Origin of the sequence: Nitratireductor soli (genome assembly GCF_001050155.1) — a bacterium.
Lineage (GTDB): Bacteria > Pseudomonadota > Alphaproteobacteria > Rhizobiales > Rhizobiaceae > Nitratireductor > Nitratireductor soli.
The window spans coordinates 68,131-86,088 of sequence record NZ_LFVY01000016.1 but is presented as its reverse complement, the minus strand read 5'-3'; the positions used below and the strand labels follow the sequence as shown (position 1 = coordinate 86,088).

General features: G+C 60.1%; 18 protein-coding genes and 1 pseudogene. 10 read left to right on the top strand and 9 right to left on the bottom strand.

From position 1 onward, the window contains the following. The first annotated feature begins 2 nt into the window (after positions 1–2). From AB843_RS19390 to AB843_RS19345, 10 genes are all read left to right on the top strand, one after another. Complete coding sequence (locus tag AB843_RS19390) at positions 3–932, top strand: DUF5655 domain-containing protein (RefSeq protein WP_048648538.1); 930 nt, start codon at positions 3–5, stop codon at positions 930–932. A gap of 135 nt (positions 933–1,067) precedes the next feature. Then, positions 1,068–1,880, top strand: a complete 813-nt coding sequence (locus AB843_RS19385) for a hypothetical protein (protein ID WP_048648537.1) — start codon at positions 1,068–1,070, stop codon at positions 1,878–1,880. Next, complete coding sequence (locus AB843_RS19380) at positions 1,873–2,463, top strand: hypothetical protein (protein WP_048648536.1); 591 nt, start codon at positions 1,873–1,875, stop codon at positions 2,461–2,463. The genes AB843_RS19385 and AB843_RS19380 overlap by 8 nt, the downstream gene beginning before the upstream one ends. Positions 2,464–2,466: 3 nt before the next feature. After that, entirely contained in the window at positions 2,467–5,871 is a 3,405-nt protein-coding gene (locus tag AB843_RS19375) for a UvrD-helicase domain-containing protein (RefSeq protein ID WP_048648535.1), read from the top strand. Between the two features lie 84 nt (positions 5,872–5,955). Then, positions 5,956–6,699: a multiubiquitin domain-containing protein gene (locus AB843_RS19370; RefSeq protein ID WP_082143910.1), complete on the top strand. Its 744-nt coding sequence runs from the start codon at positions 5,956–5,958 to the stop codon at positions 6,697–6,699. Beyond that, positions 6,699–7,082 carry an E2/UBC family protein gene (locus AB843_RS19365; protein WP_048648534.1) on the top strand — a complete coding sequence of 128 codons (384 nt, stop codon included), beginning with the start codon at positions 6,699–6,701 and terminating at the stop codon, positions 7,080–7,082. Before AB843_RS19370 ends, AB843_RS19365 begins: the two co-directional genes overlap by 1 nt. Beyond that, a complete protein-coding gene (locus tag AB843_RS19360; RefSeq protein WP_157384556.1) occupies positions 7,079–8,425 on the top strand; it encodes a HesA/MoeB/ThiF family protein in 1,347 nt (448 codons plus the stop codon). The genes AB843_RS19365 and AB843_RS19360 overlap by 4 nt, the downstream gene beginning before the upstream one ends. Continuing rightward, positions 8,422–8,946 carry a ubiquitination-like system serine protease family protein gene (locus AB843_RS19355; protein WP_156631028.1) on the top strand — a complete coding sequence of 175 codons (525 nt, stop codon included), beginning with the start codon at positions 8,422–8,424 and terminating at the stop codon, positions 8,944–8,946. The genes AB843_RS19360 and AB843_RS19355 overlap by 4 nt, the downstream gene beginning before the upstream one ends. A 788-nt stretch (positions 8,947–9,734) precedes the next feature. Beyond that, a complete protein-coding gene (locus AB843_RS19350) occupies positions 9,735–9,950 on the top strand; it encodes a hypothetical protein (protein ID WP_048648531.1) in 216 nt (71 codons plus the stop codon). A 35-nt stretch (positions 9,951–9,985) separates the two neighbouring features. Next, positions 9,986–10,204, top strand: a complete 219-nt coding sequence (locus AB843_RS19345) for a hypothetical protein (RefSeq protein ID WP_048648530.1) — start codon at positions 9,986–9,988, stop codon at positions 10,202–10,204. Between the two features lie 118 nt (positions 10,205–10,322). Here AB843_RS19345 and AB843_RS19340 read toward each other — a convergent pair whose 3' ends face one another. From AB843_RS19340 to AB843_RS19295, 9 genes and pseudogenes are all read right to left on the bottom strand, one after another. After that, positions 10,323–11,558: a hypothetical protein gene (locus AB843_RS19340; protein ID WP_048648529.1), complete on the bottom strand. Its 1,236-nt coding sequence runs from the start codon at positions 11,556–11,558 to the stop codon at positions 10,323–10,325. Positions 11,559–11,932: 374 nt separating this feature from the next. Further along, positions 11,933–12,715 (bottom strand): protein NO VEIN domain-containing protein, encoded by a 783-nt coding sequence (locus tag AB843_RS19335; protein WP_048648528.1) that lies wholly within the window; start codon positions 12,713–12,715, stop codon positions 11,933–11,935. A gap of 73 nt (positions 12,716–12,788) precedes the next feature. Further along, a complete protein-coding gene (locus AB843_RS19330; protein WP_048648527.1) occupies positions 12,789–13,703 on the bottom strand; it encodes a nucleotidyl transferase AbiEii/AbiGii toxin family protein in 915 nt (304 codons plus the stop codon). After that, complete coding sequence (locus tag AB843_RS19325; protein WP_048648526.1) at positions 13,703–14,545, bottom strand: type IV toxin-antitoxin system AbiEi family antitoxin domain-containing protein; 843 nt, start codon at positions 14,543–14,545, stop codon at positions 13,703–13,705. Before AB843_RS19325 ends, AB843_RS19330 begins: the two co-directional genes overlap by 1 nt. A gap of 488 nt (positions 14,546–15,033) precedes the next feature. After that, a pseudogene (locus tag AB843_RS25100) lies at positions 15,034–15,876 on the bottom strand (transposase); the annotation flags it as partial. 108 nt (positions 15,877–15,984) lie between these two features. After that, entirely contained in the window at positions 15,985–16,470 is a 486-nt protein-coding gene (locus AB843_RS19310; protein WP_048648525.1) for a nucleoside deaminase, read from the bottom strand. After that, positions 16,470–16,844, bottom strand: coding sequence for a DMT family transporter (locus tag AB843_RS19305; protein WP_048648524.1), 375 nt, complete (start codon positions 16,842–16,844; stop codon positions 16,470–16,472). The genes AB843_RS19310 and AB843_RS19305 overlap by 1 nt, the downstream gene beginning before the upstream one ends. A 53-nt stretch (positions 16,845–16,897) precedes the next feature. Then, positions 16,898–17,218: a DMT family transporter gene (locus AB843_RS19300; protein ID WP_048648523.1), complete on the bottom strand. Its 321-nt coding sequence runs from the start codon at positions 17,216–17,218 to the stop codon at positions 16,898–16,900. A 29-nt stretch (positions 17,219–17,247) separates the two neighbouring features. Beyond that, positions 17,248–17,916 carry a DsbA family oxidoreductase gene (locus AB843_RS19295; protein WP_244468030.1) on the bottom strand — a complete coding sequence of 223 codons (669 nt, stop codon included), beginning with the start codon at positions 17,914–17,916 and terminating at the stop codon, positions 17,248–17,250. Between the last annotated feature and the right edge of the window lie 42 nt (positions 17,917–17,958).

Here is a 17,958-nt window from a genome sequence, read left to right as displayed (position 1 = left end):
GTATGAGCGATATAAAACTATTTCGCACGGACAGTGCTTCGGTCACAGAGCTTCGCGGCAGCGCGGTTGCGCTGGAGAAGTCGTTGCAGACCCTTATTGAACGCAACATGGAAGCGTTCCTCGGTGTGCGGTTTCTTGCATCGGAGTTTCCGACGACAAACGGCGGACGCATGGATTCGCTGGGCATAGACGAGAATGGTTCGCCAGTGATCGTCGAGTACAAACGGGCCAGCAATGAGAACGTCATCAACCAAGGCTTATTCTACCTCGACTGGCTGATGGATCACCGCCGTGATTTCGAATGGCTTGTTCTGGAGCGCTTCGGCGCCGAAGAGGCGAAGGCCGTCGATTGGACGACGCCCCGGCTGATCTGCATCGCGGGTGATTTCACAAAATACGATGCTCATGCGGTCAACCAGATGAACCGAAATATCGCGCTGGTTCGCTATCGCCGCTTTGGTGACGAACTGTTGCTGTTCGAACTGCTGACCTCGGCATCGGAGCGGCCCGCGCGCGAAATCTCCGCCAGCGTTGACGCCCAAGGCGAGCCTGCGGCGATGCGACCTCGGTCGCGCCAGAAGACTGTTACGCAGTACCTCGCGGATGCCGACCAAGATCTTGTCGATCTCTACGAGGCAACGAAGGCGTACCTGCTGGCGCTAGGCGATGATGTCGAGCTGAAGACCCTAGACAACTATGTCGCCTTCCGCCGCCTGAAGAACTTTGCGTGCGTCGAGGTCAAGCCGCAGATCAGGCACCTCAAAGTTTTCGTCAAGGTCGATCCGGCCACCATACAACTTGAGCCGGGTTTTACCCGCGACGTGCGCAATATCGGTCACTTCGGCACTGGCGACCTTGAAATCATCATCACTGACGTCGCCACGTTGGACAAAGCGAAACCTCTGATGGATCGCAGCTATGATGGGGCGTGATGCTGGAAATTAAGGCTATAAACAGCAACAAGTATATGAGTGGAAGGATATATCGTTGGATCCGGTGCGTCTTATCAAAACTGCCTTTTCCATTGACAGCTAAAGTATTGGGGATGAATTTTTGGGAGGGGGATTTTGGACACGCGACACGTAAAGCCATTAACGAAACGCAGATCCGACGGGGCGCTCTACAGCCGTCGCACGGATGTTGAGGAAGCGCTGGCGAGACTCATTGAGCAGTCGCGCGAGGAAATCATCGCTGCCTTGAAGATCCGCGAGACGTCATCACCGCTCTACGTGAAGTCCGAGTGTATCGTCTATCTGATACGCGACACGCGGCATGACAACGACGAAAGCTATTTCAACGATCTCTACCGCGAACTCATGCGCCGACTCTCATCGGCACTGCCACGCGTCGGCGGCGAGCGCATCGACGTGTCCGAGAGGGTCCATGCCGCAGATGCTCGCGATAGGGTAAGGGATACCTTCGTCCGCAAGTTGATCGAGGATCGAGCCGAGCCAGGGTCTGCCCTCGACTATTTCGAGGTCATGTTTGCCGGTGCCATTGTAGCGCTCCGCACGACATCCATGCACAGGGCGAGGAGACAGGCGGCGCGCACCGAAGCCATTGAGGCTGACCAGGAGACAAACGAACCCTCGCTGGCGGTAGAGCGCGCGGTCGGGAGTTTAGACCTCAAAGAGGAATTGCTGTCTGACGATCCGATTTACCGGTCGCGCGTAGCCGACGCGATTAGGTCCCTGCCAGACAAGTTACGCAGAGTCGTTGAGTTGATCATGAGGGACATGCCAATCGATTCGTCGGACGATAGCGTCATGACCATTCGAAAGGCGATCGGCGTCAAATCCGAGAAAACGGTTCGGAATAGACGTGACGAAGCATACCGACTGATACGCCAAGCTCTGTCGATTGGAGACAACCATGACTGACAGCCGCAACGACAGCGCAGAGGAGATCCTCCTCGCATTCGCAGTTGAGCAGGCGCACGACAATGCGACTCTTGACCGCTACCTTCAGCTATACCCACATCTTTCGGGCGAGTTGATCGACCTATCCCTTGATCTCAGACTGCAGCGCGCAACTGGAGAGATCACCGCGCCGGCCGATGAGGCATGGGTAGAAGCGTCCCTTGCAGCCTTCCGAGCGACGTCACCGGTTCAGGCATCCGCCGCGGTGGTCGACCCCTTCGCCAACGTCTCGCCCCAGGAGCTGGTAAGGCTTCGCCGCGCCCTTGATGTGCCCAGCGGGGTGATCCAGGGGTTTAGCTCCCGGCTTGTGGACATCGCCAGCGTGCCCGCGTGGTTCGTCGACGCTCTTGCGCGCGGCCTCCGCTATACCGTGGACGACCTGCGCCGCTTCATGGCAGCACCACCTCGACTTGCTCCGGGCATCAGCTACAAAGCCGACGATGCTCCATCCGCCGAGCAGGAGAAAATCACGTTCGAGGACCTGCTCAAGCAGTGCAAGGTGCCGGATGAGCGACGGCAGCAGTTGCTGGCCTCACAGGATTGACCCATGGATGCTGTCGAACTCGCGCGGCAGCGTGCTGCGGCGCTTCATGATGAGGTGGTCTCCAAGGGCGCTGACCCTTGGGATCCCGAGGCGCTCGTTAAAGCCGCCGCATCCGGTCTGGAATTGGACATCGAGCTTGTCGAGCCAGGCAGCGCGATCCTGGAGGGCGGCCGGGCACAGTTCGATCCAATAAATCGTGCCATCAGGCACGAGGACTCGGGAACAACCTTCTTCAAGGCCTTCCTGGTGGGCCACGAACTCGGTCACGCCACGCTCGGCGACGACCGGATCGAGCACGTCGCCCACGACGTCGATCCCACGCGGCCAGCGGAAGCTGCCCCCGTTGGCGAGGATCGGGTCGTCGACTACAGCCGGCGGCAGCGCCGCGAGGTCCAGATGGACCTGTTCGGTCGCGAGCTCCTGCTACCGCGCAAACGGGCTCGCGCACTCCACCTTGACGGCATGACGGCATCAGAGATTGCGACGAGGCTGGGAGCCCCCTTCGACGTCGTCGCGCTACAGCTTCTCGATGCGCTGCTGCTTCCGGCGGTCGAGCCGGACCCCGACGAGGCCGAGGTAAGGCCTCCGAAGCCGCTCAACGATGAGCAGCGCGAGGCTGCACGGCATCGTGGGGCCCCCTATCTTCTCGAGGCCGGACCGGGAACGGGAAAGACGCAGACCCTCGTCGGGCGGGTCGCCGGCCTCGTCGATGAAGGAATCGACCCCCGATCGATTCTTGTGCTGACTTTCTCCAACAAGGCTGCCGGAGAACTATCCGAGCGCGTCGCCGGACTGCGGCCAGAGGCAGCGTCGGCGATGTGGATCGGCACATTCCACGCCTTCGGTCTCGATCTGGTGCGAAGATACCACAAGCAGCTGGGCTTCCCGAGAGAGCCCCGCATGATGGATCGCAGCGAGGCGATCGCGATCATGGAGCGCGAATATCTCGCACTGGACCTCACCCATCATCGGGAGTTCATGAATCCCGATCGTCCCCTCAAGGACATGCTCACCGCGATATCCCGGGCGAAAGACGAGGTCGCGGACGCTGACCGCTACGCCGCGCTGGCGCGGGAGATGCTGGACAGGGCCACTGACCCCGAGGCCCGCAATGCCGCTGAGCGGTGCGCCGAAGTCGCGCTTGTCTATAAGAAATATGAGGAGTTGAAGCTCGCGGCATGCGCGGTGGACTTCGGCGATCTCGTGTCTCTGCCCGTAAAGCTGCTCGAATCCGATGCCGAGGCAGTCTCGATTCTGCGCGCGACATATAGCCATATCCTCGTCGACGAGTATCAAGACGTGAACCGCAGCAGCGTGAGGCTGCTCCAGCGATTGACGGATGCTGGCAAAAACCTCTGGGCCGTTGGTGATGCGCGGCAGGCCATCTACAGGTTCCGCGGCGCATCCTCATTCAACATGTCGCGATTCAGGACCGAGGACTTTCCTGGTGGTACTGGTGATCGGCTGCGTCTCAACTATCGCTCGACGCCCGAGATCGTTGGCGCATTTTCGAATTTCGGCGGGGGCATGCAGGCTGGCACTGGCGATGCCTCCCTCAAAGCAGATCGACCGTCCAGCGGTGTCCCGCCAGAGCATGTGACCTTCGGTGACAACGACGACGAGGCGGACGCACTCGCCGACGAAATTCTGCGCCATTCTCAGGACGTCGCCTTCCGCGACCAGGCTGTGCTCTGCCCCGGCAACGACCGGCTCAACCGCATGGGTCGTGAACTGGAGCGACGCGGAATTCCGGTCCTCTACCTCGGCAATCTCTTCGAACGACCCGAGGTCAAGGATCTGCTGTCCGTTCTGTCGTTGCTCGTCGACAGGCGGGCCATGGGATTGGTGCGTAAGGCCTCGCTCCAGGGATTGTCGACCGGGCTAAGTCTGGCGGGTGCAGCAGCGGTGGTCGAGCACCTTCGGCAGGTGGAAGCCGGACCGCTCGCCTGGGCCGGTTCATTGCCCTCGTTGCCAACCCTGGACGCCGCTGACACTGAGGCCATGCGCCGGGTGGCCGGCATGCTGGACGGCTTTGGCACCGATGCGCTTCCCTGGTCCGTGCTGGCGCATGTCATGCTCGATCGGACACGAACGGCGGCGCTGATCGCTTCGACGGACGATATCTCGAGTCGCGCCATGGGCGTGGCGATCTGGCAGCTGATGGGCTTCCTGCGCGCTCAACGTGCGGGGCCGGGTTTGCCGATCCACCGCACGCTCGACGGGATCAGGCGACTTGTCCAGCTCGCCGATGAACGGGATCTTCGACAGATTCCGCTGGCCGCTCAGGGCATCAACGCGGTCCGGCTGATGACCATCCATGGTAGCAAGGGTCTCGAGTTCCCCGTGGTACACGTCATGGGTCTGAATAAGGGGAGCATGCCCAGCACTGCACGTAAGCCGGCCTGTCCGGTGCCAGATGGCATGATCGCTGGCGGAGAAGGCGGAACGATCGCTCTGGCTGCTGCGGATCACGCTCTCGAGCAGGAATGCCTTTTATATGTCGCCGCCTCTCGTGCCCGGGACCGCCTCCTGCTTTACTCAGCGACCCGAATGGCGAACGGCAACCGGCGTAATCCCTCGGATTTCATCGCACGGTTAGGTGTAACGACAACCCGCGCGGCAACGCCGCACGCGGATCGGAAACCGGACCCCGAGGATGAACCGCTCCCGATCGTATTGGGGCCTGAAATCAAGGTCACGACAGCGCAACTGGATCTGTATGATCGGTGCCCACGGCGCTTTTTGTACACCCATGTGCTTGGCGTCGGCGGTCGACGCACGCCAACAACCATGACGACAATGCACGATCTGGTCCGCGCCATCGTGACGGAAATCGCCGCCACTGATCCCTCCGTCGTGTCGCTTGGTGACATGGAGAGACTGCTGGAGCAGAGATGGTCTGAAGGGCCACTGGCTGGGGAGGAATATCGGCTGCACCGTGAAGTTGCGACCCTGCTTGTCCAGCGGTTCGTGGCGATGCGCGCGGGTACAACCCGCTCGATACCGCCTTCTCTCCAAACAGGGCTCGGAACGACTACCGTCTCGGCAAATGCAGACGATGTCGTGATGACACCTAATGGACGGCATATCGTGCGAATGGTTCGGACCGGTCACCGATCCTCCAAAACCGGACAGGGCCTCGCCGACGCCGCCTTCCAGATGGCGGCCGCCAACTCACTTCCCGGCTGCACGGTCGAGATCGTCCACCTCGGCGACGACGATCACACTACAAGGGTCGAGTTCGACCATAAGGCGCTCGGCAAGAGAACAGAAAAGCTTGCCGAAGTCTTCGCGGCGATCGAGGGCGGAAACTTCACGCCTGAGCGATCCGACCGCACATGCCCCTTCTGTCCCGCCTTCTTTACCTGCGGTCCAGTGGCCGACGGCAGGCTGCAAAAAAATCTCTGACCAAAATTACCGGTCGGCCGATGCTGGCGAGATTAACCCTGTGAGACCGACGCAATCAGGCCGAGGTCCACAGGAAAACAAAATATGTCTCTTATCGAAAACCCCGACATCGACGATGTCGCACTCGCCGTGCAGGAAGATCGCCCCCTGCGCCCCGGTCGCTACCGGGTCTCGCTCGCTGTCGACAGCGTAGATTTCCACCCGCTTATCCTCGACGATCCGGTTCCGCTCGGCCGCCAGATCCTGAAGAAGGCCGGCATTAACGACATCGATGGTCACTCACTGTTCGTGATCACGTCCGAAGGCGACTTCGAAGATGTCCGGGCGGATGAGGAGGTCGATCTGCGCGATCGTGCCGCCTTCCGCTTCATCACTTTCAGCACCGACCCGCTCTACCGCGTCAAGCTCAACGAGGCGCGCATCGTGTGGGGCCGTTCTTCCATCCCTGAAGCGGTGCTGCGTGCGCTCGCCGGCATCGGCAGTGACGAGGCGGTCTTCCTGGAGGTGCGTGGCGGCAAGGACAAGCTGATCGAACCGGGCACCGATGCGGATCTCGCCGCCAACGGCGTCGAGAAGTTCATCACGGCGCCCAACAAGGTCACCTACACGTTCTTCGTCAACGGCAAGGCCTACGAGACCGATAAGAAGAAGCTGACCGGCGCGCAGATCAAGGCGATGGTATCTGACTGGGATCCGCAGCATGACCTGTCGCTGGAGGGCGAGGGCGATGACCCGGACCGCATCATCGCCGATGATGAGGCTGTGAGCCTCGTTCCGAAGCATGGTGTCCGCCGTTTCTCGTCGGTCCCCAAGGCGAATTTCGGCTGATGCCCGGCGTGTTCGACATGCAGCTCGAGCAGCTGCGGGAGCGCTTCGGCGACGTTCAGACCCGGCAGTTGCCGAGCGGCACCACGCTCGTCACCGTGCCGGGCGTCCGCCTGCCGGAGGGGTGGTCGAAGTCGTCGACCACCATCCGCTTCATCGTCCCGCCAGGATATCCATTTGCGCAGCTCGACTGCTTCTGGGCGGATCCCGATCTCCTTCTTGCGCATGGAGGTCCACCACAGAACTCCGCGTCAACTCCCGTCCCGGAGACCGTCGAGCCGGCACTCTGGTTCTCGTGGCATTTGACGGGACCATGGAACCCCAACCGCGACAGTCTGTCGACGTGGATGAATGTGGTGATCGATCGAATGAGGCAGGTCCAATGAGCCGCGTCCGCTTTCCTGCACCTCTCTACTCCGATCTGGCGTCGATGCTGCTCGACGCCAATGACCTGGAGAGCTGTGCCATCGCCTATGCCCATCACGATGCGCATAGTGACACATGGATCGTCGCCGACGCCAGACCCGTGCCGGACGATGCGTATGAGAGCCGTACCTGCGTATCTGCGATCCTCAAATCGTCTTTCCTCATCGAGGTTGCAAACCGCAGCAGGGTCACCGGCATGGCCGTCATCGCGATCCACACGCATCCGGCCAGCCCCGGCCATCCGCATTTTTCGCCGGTCGACGATGCGGGCGAGACGGAACTGGATTCGTATTTTGTTCGGCGAGCGGCACCAGTGCCACATGTCGCACTGGTGATTGGGCCGCAGGGCTGCCGTGCGCGCCCTCTCGGAAAGGACGATGAGATTGACGTATGGGAAGTGGGAGAGAGGCTCATGCTCCATTCGCCCATGCACGGCGTGTCCGATCAGGAACGCGACGACCGGCAGGTCAGGGCATTCGGAGCGCCGGGGCAACGGCTGCTGCGCCGCCTCCACTTCGGCGTGATCGGTGCGGGTGGGACGGGATCGCTCGAGTGCCAGCAACTTGCCCATCTCGGCGCCAGGCAGATCACGGTGATCGACCACGACCTAGTTGAGGAGACGAATCTTAATCGCCTCGTCGGCTCTGTCCCCTCAGACGTTGGCCGGCCGAAGGTCGAGGTCGCGGCCAGGATGATCCGCGCCATTAACCCTGATGCCAAGGTGGTCCCCCTTCAAGCCGACATCGTCGACGAGGAGGTAGCTAAGCTCATCACAACCTTCGATTTCGTGCTGTTGTGCACGGATTCCCATGCGAGCCGGGCGGTCGTCAACCAAGCTGCGTACCAGTATTTGGTGCCCGTAATTGATATGGGCGTCAGCATCACTGTCGCGAACGGAGCCGTCAGCCATATCACGGGACGCGTGCAGATGCTTGCGCCCGGACTTCCTTGCCTGAACTGCTCGGGCGCACTCGACGGCGAGGCGATCCGGCGGGAGATGCTGACGCCTGAGCAGCGCGCGGCGGACCCTTATGTACAGGGCGAGCGCGAACCCCAGCCCGCGGTTTTGTCGATCAACTCTACCGTGAGTTCGCTCTCGATGACCATGCTGCTCGGGGCTGTCACGCCGGTTCCGATCAAACCACGCTATCAGGTTTATGACGGCATTCGTGGCCGAGTGAAGGAGATGGCTGTCGCCGTGCAGCCGAATTGCGTGGCCTGCTCTTCAATGGGCGCCTTCGCTAAAGGGCCAACCTGGAATCTGCCGGTCCGGCCAACACGTTACAATAGGAGCGACAAATGACAGAGCCTGCACGAATGGTCCGGTTGGTCGGCGATGCTGAGTACAGGGACCAGGCTGAAGCAAGCCTCAGCACCCCTGGCGACGCTTCCATGGTGTTTCGCTCACGACCCAGATCGATTGTCATGGCGTGCCCTGATGGGTGCGGCGAGACGTTAGTAATCAACCTGGACAGTCGCGCCGACAAGGCATGGCGCTTTGATATGCGGGGAGAAGGACTTACCCTCTTTCCCTCAGTGTGGCGTGAAGGAGGGTGCGAAAGCCACTTCATCGTCTGGCGTGGTCACATTCTGTGGTGCGACCGATTTGAGGGGGGAAATCGGGAGCCGCCTTATAATCCCGAGATCGAAGCGGCCGTTCTCAGCGCAATGGACGAGGTTCAACCACGCAATGCCGTGGAACTAGCCGATGCGATCGAAGAGCTCGTCTGGGACGTCAGTCGCGTCGCAAATCGGCTTGTGGGGCGCGGCCTCGCACGATCATGGAAGATTAATGGGGGGTGGGTGTTCGTGCGGGTGGTGTGACGTGTAGCGGAGAACGATAGGCATGCTCTTGCGCGCTGCGTTCAGGTCGAACTTGCCCTGATATTCTGACCCGCCGTTGTCGAGGAACTGGTAGTAACGCCCCCGCGAAAACTCGTTTGGGTGTCAGAACAAATTTGCCTGGTAGGCAGTCGCCATGAATGACACACGCTCTTCCAGCGGGCGGGCGCAACTCAAAAAACGTGGCTGCTGATAGTTTGAAAATGCCCCGTTTAGCGTCGCGTCGGTTAGCAAATATGGCATATGGCAAACCCTCAGTCTTCGTCTTGATACAAATCCTTGGATTCTGGCGCTGAAAACCGCACTTTGGTGTCAGCCAGCCAGAGAGGCTTAGCCCATCTCGGCTCCCTTGTTCGGCAAGGCCGCCCTGATCCCAGCGATCTGGGATGAGGGGCGGATGTATTGATTTCGCCGGTTTTGACGGTACTTTATCGGAGGCAAGGGATTCGAGATTTGAGGTCAATGCCTCACTGTGAAACGGTCGATAGATCCCGATAGTCCACAAAAAAATTTCTGCCCAGAAATTCCTTAAAAACCCTGCAAAATCAAAATGCTAACATTTTGACGGCCTCCATCGCGGCGCAGGGAGCCAAAAAGGATATTTTTTGCAGGAAAATCAAATCCTTAGGGCAGAAAGAATATTAGAGTGGGGACCATGAACGAAAGGATCACATCTGAAGGCACCGTCGTTGCCATTCCAGGATCGGTCACCGATCTCGCCAAAGGGCTCCGCGAGCTGATCGCGTGCCTGAGGGATGTTGCAGCATTGATTGACCGATGGGGGGAAAGCGGTCGCAGGGACGTTTCGTAACCGGCGTTCGCGAGGTGCCGCCCGTAATCTCGATACGCTTGTCTTTTCACCGGCCGGCTCGCGCCAGTATCTCGAGCGCATTGCCGATGGCACCGGTACAAGGGATGACGTCGCGGGCATTGCCGCGATGCTCGAAGCCACGGCGGACGACGTGGAACGGAGCAGCGAGACCTGAGCGGCTATCGCGATACACTAAGAGAGAGTTGCGGCATGGAGGCCGCCAATGCGCTCGACGAAATCATCTACGGCAAGTTCGGCAAAGACGGGCTGCGCCGTTCACTTGGCCGCATTGTGAAGATCGGCGTGGGACAGCGGGCAATACCCGCCGAGGCGGTCCAGATCGCAATCGGCGCGCTTGGAACGATCGAAGGCCTCAATCGCAGGATTGCAGAGCTGCACGATCAGTTGCTCGCCAAGCTGAAGGGATAGCGATAAACTAATTCCCTGCTCAATCGGTCGCATTCCACGCCCTGCCGTCGTCGATGTCGCGGGTGATCGCGCGCGGAACCGCGTTCTCGAATTCTTTACGCGTAGCGCGGCGCCTCGACTAGCTCTTGTGACGGCGCAGCTTGGTGAACATGCGCGTGGTTTCAGAGCGCAGCAGCAAGTCATCATCGAGTGTGATGATGCGAGCGTGCATCGTTGCCAGTCGAACCGGATAAAGTCGCTGAAGCGATTCCCGAATGTCTTCGGGCCGTCCGAAGACGGGCTTGAAGACACTGACCCAATTGTCCTTACGCTCGATAATGGGCAGGTAATCGGTGAAATCAGCATACTCGATCAACGGCAGATCGTCCGCACCAGCTTTGAGCGCAGCGGTCTTCTTTGCCTGCCACTGATCGTGGATGGTCGGAGGCAACTGGTGTTTCATCCAATCCGGTCCGAAGGTAGTGCTCATGACCGTCACGATAAAGGCGCGGATTTCACGCTCAAAGCGAAGTAAGGTCTGATATGCCCTCGAGTTGAGTTCAAGATCATCATCACCATCGACTGTCTCAACGTCCGCGTCATCCAGGACAAGGCCGGAAACCTCGACCGTCTCCTGATAGGCTTCCTCGCTGAAATGCGTGAGGTCCGGATTGAAGCCCCGACTATTATAAAGTTCGATGCGTGCGAATGCATCAGCTAGCTTGGGCACGTCGAAGGTGATCGGATCGCGCCAGTCGCCTAGCTGCGAGCGCAGCGCTGCCGTGATCGACTTGCTATAGGAATTTGTTGAGGTCGCAAGGCCGCCGATCGCCTGGATGTTGGCGAAGGCCCGTATTGATAAGGGTTCCCGTTCGAGATCGAGCCAAGGCGACTGCATCACGCGTAAGCGTTCCCGCAGCTCGCGCATGCCGCCAAATGCGTCCCGCATCGCCGAGGGATAGCGACCGATGCCCGAGAGCAACTCGGAAATCTTGGTGGTGTCCGGCAACGAAAACTGGCCGTGGAGACTTTGGGCTAGAGCCGCAGCGGTGCCGGACGGAAAGGTGCCAATCACCGCCTCGCGCCAACGGCTGTCGTTGATGGTCGCGAAAGCATCGCTGCCCCGCATCCTGCCGGAGATAACGTCGTGGATTGATCCAACGCCGTAGATGCCCTTCAACGTATCCTGCAAGACGCTGTTTCTGGTGACAATGTCGCCGAGAGCAGCGCTCGCCAGTCGATCGGCCGTCAGCCCGCTGATACCCATTGCAGCATCGCGGACGCGCGAAATATCCGCTCGGTGTGCGAGGTCGATTTGCTCGATCAGTTTCTTCGAGATTTCATTCGACATAATCTTCGTCGGCAGCCGAAGCATGCTCCTCTATCAGGCCCTGCGATCCGCAAACATTCGCCGGCATTCGATCTCGGCCAAAGCGCGTCGTTTCTCATAGTTCATTGGCGAGGAAATTGCGATCTGTTCGTTTGCTGCGGCCCGCAGCGCAGATGGTCGGAGTTGCGGAGCAGGGGCCTTCTCACCTATTTCTTCGTAGGGGGAACTTCGCAAGGTCGTTATTACCTTCCTCTACCCTAGCCCATGCACGATAGCAGCTTCCGAACGCTGCGCACAAATGGAGGCCAGTCCGCTTTCGAGCGAATACCGGAGAGCTCTCAATCGGGAATTGGGGTCACGAACCGAACGGCAGCTTATCTTTCAATTTCCGTCCGACCCGGACATTCCGCCGTCGGCCCTTATAAGAAATCGGCCTGATAACTGGTTGCCATCAGCGACACATGCGCCTCCAACGGCGGCCGCAACTCAAATGCTCGCGGCTCCCGCGCGAAATTCCACAACCTCACTAGTCGCCAGTCATTGCGGCGCTCCTCAGCAACGGCCAGTTCATTACGCGTGATGTGAAACGGTGTGCGCTCCCAGCCTTTGGTCGTCTTCACCTCGATCAGCCGACCGCTACCGTCAGGATCGAAGCTAAGGATGTCATAGCCGGCACCGTCGCCATCGACATGCGACACCCAGCGGATGCGTTCGGCAAGATCGGTTCGACCGGCGGCAAGAAGGCTGGCACGTTCATTGGCGAGGATACGCTCCTCGCCAGCGCGACCCAGCGCACGATTGCGAGCATCACGTTCGGCCACGTCGTACTTCCGGGCGATGGCGGTCATTTGCTCGAGTTCATCGGGCGGCGGCGCATTGCTGTGCGTCGGCGGCGGGCCGATCCACAACATCGCTTCTTCCCGAAGCGCCGATAGCGACGGCCCCATTGCCATCCGCGCGGCCGGGACAAGCCAATCCGGATGACGCTCGAGCCAGCGTACTACGGCATCGATAAGCGAGGCTTGGAAATTGAAGGCCGGCTTGTAGCCTGGGATCCAATCTTCGCCGAGGCCCTTTAGCACCGCGCTGATGTTCTGGTGCTTATATTCTATGGAACCCCGAGGCCGCCCAATTACCGCTTGCAGGAGCCGGTTGTGCTCGGCCTTGCTGTATGGGCGGCCGGCGATGTCGTCGGCGAGCATTGCGAAGTAGTCCGCAACGATCGCGTCGTTCTGCTCCTCGGTCCAGACACCCCCATCTCCGCCATCGCTTCGCCTATCTCGCCAAGACCTCTTCAAGCTGTTTCACCAGCGTCCCCCGCTTCTCAGCACTCATGCGATCGAGATTCTGTTGCCGCCATCGCACGGCCGGCAGGTTAGCGGCTGCCTCCAAGTCGATTGTTGACCAATTGGGCTCGCCTCGTTCGAATGCCAACAGGAATTGGCGGTGAGCATCAGGCATTGAGCCGACGACTTCGCTGATCAGCGTTTCACGCGCTGCCAGAAGGTCGTCTAGTGCGACCGGCTGCTGCGTCATGCCGACGAAGCCGCGCTCGAACTCAGCCTTGATGTCCTTGCGGCGCGCCGCAAGCACCTCGGCCATGGGCCGGTCGTGGCTGATGAGGTAGACGAGAAAGGTCCGCCGCAGCGCGTCGTCGATGCCTTCGTTTGCTAGGAGGTCGCGCGCATCGAAGAGATCACGCGGATGCTGCCGGTCAAATGCAGCGACTATCTTGCCGGCGTAGAGATCGGGGAAGGAGACAATCTGCATTTCCGCGAAACCAAACTCGTCTTCGACGCTGGATGAGACGAGACGTATCTCGGGCTCGAATACGCGGCCTCGCAGGACCGGCGTGACCTCGATCTTGATTTGGGCACTGTCGCTCCGGACCACGAGCTTGGTGACGACGTTTTCGCGCGAGCGCGAAGGGGCGACGCGGGTGCCACGAACCGCTTGAGTGATGCGCTCTGCGATGCGCAGCATCGCCGCGTCGATCGCAGCTAGCGAGGCCGCACGTTCCTGAACCGGCAGATAGGTGAGGTCGATATCGACCGAGAGCCGTGGCAGGTCCCGGATGAAGAGATTGATGGCCGTGCCGCCCTTCATCGCAAAGCACTCTTCTGCTGCGACGGAAGGCAGCGCGCGGATCAGGAGCGCGACTTGGTTGCGGTAGGCATCAGCAAAAGCCATCAGGGTGCCTCATCCAGTTCTTTCGGCACGGTGATTTGATAGACGGGATCGTAGCGCCCCTCCTTGACCAGCATGCGCTTGCCCGAGCCAAGCTCGATCGCAGCGCGCTCAATGTGTTTGAGCCATGCGTGGCGATGCCGATCGGCGAAGAAGAAGAAGAGGCGCTTCACCTTCACGCTTCGACAGCGGACAAGCAGCTTCTGCAGCCGTCGTGGAGCAAGATCGCTCAGGCCCTCTATGAGCACGTCGACCTGATGAAAGCTTTCATGGTCGGGCAGTTCGTCGAGAAGCTCGAGGATGGCACGTTCCGGTGCTGAAACCGTCAGCGGCCAATCCCATTGTCCCCAGGCAAGCGAGCGCAACCCGGCCTCCTGGAGAGGCCGGTCGCCTTGCTTGCCGGCACCCGGAACGAGGGGAGGGAAGTCAACCTCGTCTAGGTCGCTCCCAAAGAGCGGTGTGCTGTTGCGGTAGACGAATTCTTCCTTGAGTGGCAGAGCGGTGAGCCAGTTGGGCGGCTTCGTTGGACCGTGAAGATAAACCTCAGAACCGCCGTGCGAGAGGTAATGGGCATAGCCCTGCAGTTCGAGAGCCGTCCGGCCACCAACGACAAGGCGATGGCCGAGTAGCGTCTGGAGTGAGATAATGACCTGCTGCCAGCTCAACTGCCCGCGGGGGCGTCGATAGACCCGGCGTGCCGGCTGTTCGAGCCAGCCCGAGGCGACATATTTGGTGCGCAGGGAAGCATAGTAGTCGCGTGCGGAGAGCCACGCGGAATCAATGAGCAAGCCCTCCGGGAGGAGGCGCTCAAGCTGTTTCAGCTTTCCCGCGATTTGCTCACTCATGGTGAACGTTCTAGCTTATCTTCAAACCGGGCGCTAGTTTGAAAATGCCCCGGTTAGCATCACCTCGGTTAGCAAACGCGGCATATGGCAAACCCGCTGTCATCGTCTTGATACAAGTCCTCGAATTCTGATGGCTGAAAACCGCGGTTTCGTATCAGTCAGTCGGAGAGGCCTAACCCCTCTCGGCTCCTTCAATCGGCAAGGCCAACCCGCCATCCCATCGATCTAGGACGGAGGAGGGCGTATTGATTTCGCCGATTTTGACGGTACTTTATGAAGCACAAGATTTGAGGTTTGAGGTCTATGCCCCACCGCGAAACGATCGATAGATACCGATAGTTCACAGAATTTTTTCTGCGCCAAAATTCCCAGAAAATACAACAAAATCAAAAGGATAACTTTTTGACGGCCCGAGTCTCGGCTTTGGGCGCCAAAAGGAAGCTTTCTGTAGGAAAATCAATTCATTAGGGCAGAAAAATAATCTAGTGGGAGTAGTCATCGAGGATGGTCGACAGATAGAACCAGCCCCAGCCGATGACCTTCAGATGGGTGAAGTCGGTCTGCCACAGCTGGTCCGGAGCCGTCGTCTTGTCATGGAACTCATCGGCGGCCTTGATGACGATGAAGGCGGGATTGGTGATCAGGTCCTGCGCCTTGAGCAGGCGGTAGACCGAGGATTCCGAGACGAAGTAGCCTCGCGTATCGGTGAATGTCACCGCCAGCTCGCGTGGTGACAGCTCCGGTTCATCGAGAGCAAGATCAATGACCTTCTGGCGCACCTCGTTGGGAATGCGGTTCCAGATCCGCCTGAGCTGGGGCTTGCTGTCTTCCAGGGCATCAACGCCGCCCGTGAGGAAGCGGTCGTACCCGCGATTGAACGTCGATCGGGAATGCCCGGTTGTTCCAGCATGCGCCTTGCCGGAAGATGCGATTGCTCAACGAGCCGGATGATCTCCAGCTTCTCGGAGGCGGGGTATCTCATTCGTCGTCGCCCCCATCCGCGATCATGCTTTTTTGAGCAGCCGCAGTTCCAGTGCCTGCTCGGCGACGACCTCTTTCAGATCGCCGGCCTCGCGGCGCAGATGCTTGACCTCGTCGGTGGCGGCCAACCGCTTCTTGCCGGCGTCGAGGAACTCCTTCGACCAATTGTAATAGAGGCTCTCGGCAATGCCTTCACGTCGGCAGAGCGCGGCAATCGACTCCTCACCGCGCAAGCCTTCCAGCATGATGCGGATCTTCTCTTCAGCGGAATATTGTTTGCGGGTGGCGCGGCGGATGTCCTTGATGACCTTCTCAGCCGGCTCCTTCTGTGTCCCGGATTTCCATCTCATCTTCGCTCCTTGAAGGGCTACGATGAGCCAGAAATCCTCCTCTATCCGTTAAGCCGAAATTGTCTCATTGGCGCTGAACCCGGACACTAGGGTAAGGACAATGCGTTTCTAGAGAACGCGCAGTCTTGAACGGAAAGACTGGAATGGTGCCAGCCGCTCTGGAACCGGGAGTTTTTCGACGGACGGCGCCTGCCAGTGCAGCGGATCGTCGGCGAACAGCCGATAGGTGCCGCGGTAGTCGAAGCCGTGTTCGGCGGCCTCATGGCGATCGGCGGCGAAGACCACGCGGGCAATTCCGGCAAACCGCGCGCTCATGTAGCACATCGCGCAGGGTTCTCCTGACGCCAGAAGCGTCGCGCCCGACAGGTTGGGCGTGCCGTGCGTGTGGCAGGCGTCACGGATCGCCTCGACCTCGGCATGCGCGGTCGGGTCGTGGTGCTCCCGGACGCGGTTGACGCCGCGTCCGAGAATGGTGCCGTTGCGGTCGACCACCAAGGCGGTAAAGGGAATGCCGCCGTCGTGAACATGGTCCATGGAATAGGCCACGGTCTCTTCCATGAGCTTCTGGTAGCGGGACGCTGGTCCGGCGCACATCAGCTTTGCCCCTGAAGCTTCGCGCTGTCGGCAAGCTTCAGCCAGACGACGCCGCCGATGATGACTGCGAGCCAGAATGCCTGGGTGATGGTGAGCGACTGGCCGAGAAGAACGCTGCCGAAAGCAGCCGCGCCGACGGAGCCGATGCCCGCCCACACCGCATAACCGATGCCCACGTCGATGGTGCGCAAGGCAACGCTGAGGAAGTAAAGCGTCAGCAGGAAGAACACGATGGCTGCAACCGACCAGCTGAGGACGGTGAAAGCCTGGCTGCCGCCAACGCTCAGCGCGTATCCGATCTCGAAGGCTCCGGCGAGGAGCAGGCTTATCCAGGCGCGCGTGCTGCCGGCATTGTCTTGATTTGTCTTGGTCATGTCGAAAATCCTTGAAGTCAATGGAAGTTGAGGAGGTGCTGAACGGCGGCTTTTTACGCTGCACCACTGAGGCGCAAGCCGACGACGCCACCGACAACGAGAAGAATGCCGACGGTCTTCTTCCAGTTGAGCGTTTGACCGAAGAACAGCACGCCCAGAACGACGATTCCGACGCCGGCCGCTGAGGTCCAGATGGCGTAACCCACGCCGACATCGAAGGTGAGAAGGGCGAGGCTCAGGAAGAACGTCGCGACAGCCCCGCTGACGAGGGTCGCGGCAGTCCATCCGGGATGGGTGAACCCCTTCGCCTTGCCCGCGCTGATTGCAACCGCGATCTCCAGGATCACGGCAATTCCAAGATAGAGCCAGCTCATCGTTTTTTCCTTTCGTGGCTATGGTGGTGTCAGGCGTTTGCCTGCTGTGGTGATTGGTTTGCTTCGAGGACTTCGAGCGCCTGCCGCAATGCATCCAGCGGCGGTGTTCCGCGGAAAATCCGCTCGCCGACCACGATCGTCGGGACCGACGTTATGGCCATGTCTTCGCGGGCATGGCGCAGGGCTTCGCGATGGCGCGACGCATAGGCGCCGTTCTCCAACGCCGCGCGGGCCTCCTGCGCGTCGAGGCCCGCCTCGGCCGCAAGTCCGATCAAAGTTTCGGGATCGCCGATGTCGCGGCCTTCCTGAAAGAAGGCGCGCAGCACCCGCATGGAGTAGGGGTGGTCGAGGCCCTTGTCCCGCGCCATGGCCAGAAGCTCGAGGGCCTTTGCCGTGCGGGGCTGCGGCGAGATCGAGGGAAGCTGGATGGGCACGCCCAGCTTTTCGGCGCGTGGATAGACAGCGTTTTTCCAGACTGTCGGCAGGTAGCCGTCTTCGACGCGCAAGGTCGGAACCGGTTCGGGACGCAGTTCGAAAGCGCGCCATTCAATGGAAATGTCCCGGTCGCCGATCGCCTCGGACAAGACATGCTCCGCCAGCAGGCAGAACGGGCAGACATAGTCGGAATAGACAATTACGTGAGGCTTCCGCGCGCGCTCCGCTCGAGCGCCTGCACCAACTTCCGGCACCATCGTCATGTCTCTTTCCTCGCGGGTGGATGACTGTTGCTGTCGGAAATA

Bases quoted from the DNA above. Each gene is read 5' to 3' on its own strand.
- AB843_RS19390 (WP_048648538.1), top strand. From the start codon at position 3: ATGAGCGATATAAAACTATTTCGCACGGACAGTGCTTCGGTCACAGAG.
- AB843_RS19380 (WP_048648536.1), top strand. From the start codon at position 1,873: ATGACTGACAGCCGCAACGACAGCGCAGAGGAGATCCTCCTCGCATTC.
- AB843_RS19375 (WP_048648535.1), top strand. From the start codon at position 2,467: ATGGATGCTGTCGAACTCGCGCGGCAGCGTGCTGCGGCGCTTCATGAT.
- AB843_RS19370 (WP_082143910.1), top strand. From the start codon at position 5,956: ATGTCTCTTATCGAAAACCCCGACATCGACGATGTCGCACTCGCCGTG.
- AB843_RS19365 (WP_048648534.1), top strand. From the start codon at position 6,699: ATGCCCGGCGTGTTCGACATGCAGCTCGAGCAGCTGCGGGAGCGCTTC.
- AB843_RS19360 (WP_157384556.1), top strand. From the start codon at position 7,079: ATGAGCCGCGTCCGCTTTCCTGCACCTCTCTACTCCGATCTGGCGTCG.
- AB843_RS19355 (WP_156631028.1), top strand. From the start codon at position 8,422: ATGACAGAGCCTGCACGAATGGTCCGGTTGGTCGGCGATGCTGAGTAC.
- AB843_RS19345 (WP_048648530.1), top strand. From the start codon at position 9,986: ATGGAGGCCGCCAATGCGCTCGACGAAATCATCTACGGCAAGTTCGGC.
- AB843_RS19340 (WP_048648529.1), bottom strand. From the start codon at position 11,558: ATGCTTCGGCTGCCGACGAAGATTATGTCGAATGAAATCTCGAAGAAA.
- AB843_RS19335 (WP_048648528.1), bottom strand. From the start codon at position 12,715: ATGCTCGCCGACGACATCGCCGGCCGCCCATACAGCAAGGCCGAGCAC.
- AB843_RS19330 (WP_048648527.1), bottom strand. From the start codon at position 13,703: ATGGCTTTTGCTGATGCCTACCGCAACCAAGTCGCGCTCCTGATCCGC.
- AB843_RS19325 (WP_048648526.1), bottom strand. From the start codon at position 14,545: ATGAGTGAGCAAATCGCGGGAAAGCTGAAACAGCTTGAGCGCCTCCTC.
- AB843_RS19310 (WP_048648525.1), bottom strand. From the start codon at position 16,470: ATGTGCGCCGGACCAGCGTCCCGCTACCAGAAGCTCATGGAAGAGACC.
- AB843_RS19305 (WP_048648524.1), bottom strand. From the start codon at position 16,844: ATGACCAAGACAAATCAAGACAATGCCGGCAGCACGCGCGCCTGGATA.
- AB843_RS19300 (WP_048648523.1), bottom strand. From the start codon at position 17,218: ATGAGCTGGCTCTATCTTGGAATTGCCGTGATCCTGGAGATCGCGGTT.
- AB843_RS19295 (WP_244468030.1), bottom strand. From the start codon at position 17,916: ATGACGATGGTGCCGGAAGTTGGTGCAGGCGCTCGAGCGGAGCGCGCG.